The organism is Enterococcus camelliae, from assembly GCF_042685105.1.
Classification (GTDB): Bacteria; Bacillota; Bacilli; order Lactobacillales; family Enterococcaceae; genus Enterococcus_G; species Enterococcus_G camelliae.
In genome coordinates, this window is sequence record NZ_JBHUMO010000018.1 from 1 (window position 1) to 4137 (window position 4137).

Below are 4137 nucleotides of genomic sequence, written 5' to 3' on the forward strand. Positions count from 1 at the left end.
TGATAGAGATATTAATGCAAGCATAAATATTAAAACCGAAGGACTTTCGGGGATAGCTTAGTAAATTTACGACCGTTAGGACGTATTACCTAAGAACCCCACGACTTTAGTCGTGTGGAGTGTCAGTAGGGGCATTGGAAGGGACTATCTATAACTTTAGTCAACCACATTTGGTCATCAGTCCATGGCAAGAATTGCCCATTGTAAAAGTATATCAAGATTTTTTTCAAGGGAAAATGCGCAATCATCCTGAATTATGAAAAAATGATGATAAGAGCGAAGTGAACAAAAATTGCGCAAAATAATAATTGAAAACGGTTTATTTTATGCTATAATAACGGAAATTAAGCAAATGGTCTTTTTGAATTTTGTGAAAAATAGTATCTGAAGGCATTTGGTTCCGCAAGATGAGAATTTGCTAAACAGAACGATTGTCAACTTTTTCAAAAAGGCGTATGCTTAATAGGAGATTAAAGGTAAATTATACTTTAATTGAATTTAGTTAGGAAGGGAAGATCATTATGGCTTATCGAACAACCAATCCGTATACAGGAGAAGTCGAAAAAACGTACGATAATTTTACGGATGAACAAGTAGAAACAGTTTTGGCAAAGGCGCATGCAAACTATAAAGCATGGAAAAAAGAACCAGTTCAAGAGCGTGCCAAAAAATTGCAAGCAGTTTGTGACTATTTTTATGCTCATACAGATGAATTAGCGACAATTATTACACGTGATATGGGAAAATTATTCAAAGAAGCGCAAGGCGAAGTGATTATTTCTGCAGAAATTGCTAAATATTATGCTGAAAATGCCGAAAGCTTGACTGCACCGAAAGCATTTGATTCTCGCATGGGGAATGCCCAAATTGTGCCACGCCCAATTGGTGTGCTAATGGCCGTTGAACCTTGGAACTTTCCAATCTATCAATTAATGCGGGTGTTTGCTCCAAACTATTTATTAGGAAACCCAATGGTCTACAAGCATGCCAGCAATACACCAGGCTCAGCAGAAGCCTTTGAAAAATTCTTGCTTGCTGCAGGGGTTGAAGAAGGTGCAGCAACGAATTTGTTTGTTAGCTATGATCAAGTAAGTGCGATTATTGGTGACAAGCGTGTGCAAGGGGTTGCCTTGACTGGTTCTGAAAGAGCTGGGGAATTGGTTGCAGCAGAAGCCGGAAAAAATCTAAAACGGAGTTCATTGGAACTTGGTGGTAGTGACCCATTCATTATTTTGGAAGATGCAGATTTAAGCGAAATCCAAAAATTTATCGGTCAAGCGCGTTTGTATAATGCCGGTCAAGTATGTACTTCTTCCAAACGTTTTATCGTGACTGAAAACAATTACGATCAAGTACTAACAATGTTAACAGAAGCCTTCAAAGAAGCCAAAACTGGTGATCCATTTGACCCAGCAACAACGCTGGCACCATTAAATTCAGCAAAAGCCAAAAAAGATTTGGTGCAACAAGTGGAAAAAGCCATCGCAAATGGGGCAACTTTAAGCTACGGCGATATGAGTAAAAACCAAGGGGACGACGCCTTCTTTTATCCTGTTATTTTGACAGATATTACGAAAGACAATCCAGCTTATTATGAAGAATTCTTTGGTCCTGTCGGCGAAGTGTACAAAGTAAAAGATGAAGCCGAAGCTATTGAATTGGCGAATGACTCCGTTTATGGATTAAGTGGGGTTGTGTTCGCTGGTGATCCAGCTCATGGTGAAGAAGTAGCGGCTCAAATTGAGACAGGTTGCGTCTATATAAACAGTTACGGTGGTACTTTACCAGAATTGCCATTTGGTGGAGTGAAGCGTTCTGGCTATGGTAAGGAACTAGGTACATTAGGGATAGATGCCTTTATGAACCAAGAAATTTTGGTCACACGCGAAAAACCAATTGATCTCAATGATGCGTTTGGTGGCTTTGTTTAAACAAACCACGAGCATCACAGTTCAGTGAAAACAAAAAAAGATACACACAGCGAACGAAACCACTATTTTTGCTAGTGGTGGGCATGGGGGGATTCGGCAGAGTCCCCCATATCATTGCTTGTGTGCATCTTTTTTAGTGTGCTTGCCTTTTTCTAGTAACGTAAAAACTAACGAGATTGAGAAGCATAAGGATACTTGAAAAGAAAAAAATACCATTGTAGTCAAATAGATTGGCTAATACACCACCTGCTAACGGGCCCATAACACTCCCAATGGATTGAAAACTTTGATTATAAGAGAAAATCAAGCTGGTGTCTGCTTGGGGTGTCTCTTTGGTTAATAGGGTTTGAATGGAAGGAATCAGGGCAGCATCAGAAATGCCTGTCAGAAATCGTAAAAGCAGCAATCCCGTAATGCTGTGAACAAATCCAGTTAAAAAGAAAATGATACAGGCAAAGGCAAAGCCAAAAAACAGAATATTGGTCGTCCCATAACGATCCCCTAATTTGCCAAATGTTGGTGCAGCAATAATAGTTGAAATACCTGGCATCGCCGCCACAAACCCAGCCATTAAGGTGATATTTCCTCCAGTTGTTATTAGTTCTTTGACGAATAAGCTAAGAATGGGGTTGATTGCTAAATTGACGATTTGCACACTCAAGGTTGTTAGTAATAAAAAAAGGACAAAGCGATTTTGAATAACCGTCTGCAAATTCTTGGTCGGCTCTGTTGCTTGCTTTTGCTGGTCAGCTGCTAAGCGGAAGGTCGAGACATCTTCTTTGACAAAAAAGAAGGTCAATAAAAACACCACAAAGAGGATAACCCCAGTAATATGGAAGGAAAAGCGATAACCAAAGACGCTTGCTAGGACACCTCCCAATAACGGACCTAACAAAGTGCCGGCCGTTGACCCCGTTACGAGGATGCTCAAAGCTTGACCCGCGCGATTTTTGGGTGCTTGAACGGCGATCAGGGCATTCGCATTTGAAATGAAGCCACCAAAGGCTCCTTGTAGGGCACGCAAAGCCATTAATTGCCATACATTTGTGACAAATCCCATCAAAAAGAACACCACAGCCATCCCAAAAGAGGCTCTTAGTAACATCAATTTGCGCCCTTTTTTATCAGCCAGTCGCCCCCATAAAGGAGAAACGAGGGCCATGACAAGAAAAGCAGCTGAAAAGACGAGACTACTGTAAATCGTCAGTGAAGATTTAGTAAATGTACCTAACTCATCAATATATAAAGAAAGAAAAGGTAAGACCTCACTTAAGCCCATACCTGTCATAAATACGCCAAACCATAAGACAAACAAATTGCGTCTCCAGGTCGGCAAGTTTTTTAAAGAATGCAAATGAATCATAATCCGGACTCCTTTCATTTTAGATGATGCATATATCCTATTGGAAGCATCAAGAAGTTGTATGAGGAATGCTTGTGCAAAGGAGTTGGGCCAATTCAGCCATCGAATGAACCTGATACGTAGGGTGAATAGACGAAGAATCATGGGTCAAGTCTGTTTGATTCAGCCAAACACTATCAATTTCAGCATGATTGGCTCCGGCAATATCTGAATGCAAGGAATCTCCAATCATCAAGAAATCTGCTGGTTGATAGGTTGGGTAAAGCTGAAAAATAAACTCAAAAAACGCGCGACTCGGTTTTGCATGACCAATTTCAGAGGAAATCACAATCTGTTGAAAATACTGATCAAACCCTGTTTGGGCAAGCCGTTGGTATTGAGTGGTCGCTTTGCCATTCGTCCCGGCAACCAAGTGAATCCCGGTCTGAGACAATTGGGTTAGTAGTTCCCTCGAACCAGGAAAAATCGCATAGTTGGTATCCAGAAGATGGCGATAATGAGTTTCTGCTTGAGCACCATCAATCGATTGGTGAAAAGCGGCAAAGGTTTTGGCAAATCGTTCATCAAGCAATGGTTGTGCCAACGCGCCTTGTTCAATTTGCCGCCAAGTGTCTTGATTCACTTGCTGATAAGTAGCAAACCAATCGGAAAACTGCAATGGTCGGGTTTGAAAGGTTTCAAAAACGGAAACCAACCCCTGCTGTTCCCCAGCATGAAAATCAAGAAGGGTATCATCTAACTGAACCTCCCACGACTTAAGTCGCGGGGTTCTGAGTCCTTACGGACTTAAAACCCTTTGACCCAAATGTAGTTTCTTCTTGCCTGAGATACGGGATACCGAAG

At 41.1% G+C, this 4137-nt stretch carries 3 protein-coding genes and 1 pseudogene; 2 read left to right on the forward strand and 2 right to left on the reverse strand.

Features of this window, described 5'->3' with window-relative positions:
- Positions 1 to 119: 119 nt before the first annotated feature.
- Positions 120 to 260 (forward strand): hypothetical protein, encoded by a 141-nt coding sequence (locus ACFSR0_RS03185; protein WP_379979842.1) that lies wholly within the window; start codon positions 120 to 122, stop codon positions 258 to 260.
- A gap of 261 nt (positions 261 to 521) precedes the next feature.
- Positions 522 to 1931 carry an NAD-dependent succinate-semialdehyde dehydrogenase gene (locus tag ACFSR0_RS03190; RefSeq protein ID WP_379979844.1) on the forward strand — a complete coding sequence of 470 codons (1410 nt, stop codon included), beginning with the start codon at positions 522 to 524 and terminating at the stop codon, positions 1929 to 1931.
- A gap of 133 nt (positions 1932 to 2064) precedes the next feature.
- On the opposite strand, the gene ACFSR0_RS03195 is transcribed toward ACFSR0_RS03190, so the two are convergent.
- Both ACFSR0_RS03195 and ACFSR0_RS03200 read right to left on the reverse strand, forming a co-directional pair.
- A complete protein-coding gene (locus ACFSR0_RS03195) occupies positions 2065 to 3294 on the reverse strand; it encodes an MFS transporter (protein WP_379979846.1) in 1230 nt (409 codons plus the stop codon).
- Between the two features lie 49 nt (positions 3295 to 3343).
- Positions 3344 to 4021: pseudogene (locus tag ACFSR0_RS03200) on the reverse strand (HAD family hydrolase); the annotation flags it as partial.
- Between the last annotated feature and the right edge of the window lie 116 nt (positions 4022 to 4137).

Excerpts from the sequence above, each read along its gene's own strand:
- ACFSR0_RS03190 (WP_379979844.1), top strand. The coding sequence starts at position 522 with ATGGCTTATCGAACAACCAATCCGTATACAGGAGAAGTCGAAAAAACG.
- ACFSR0_RS03195 (WP_379979846.1), bottom strand. The coding sequence starts at position 3,294 with ATGATTCATTTGCATTCTTTAAAAAACTTGCCGACCTGGAGACGCAAT.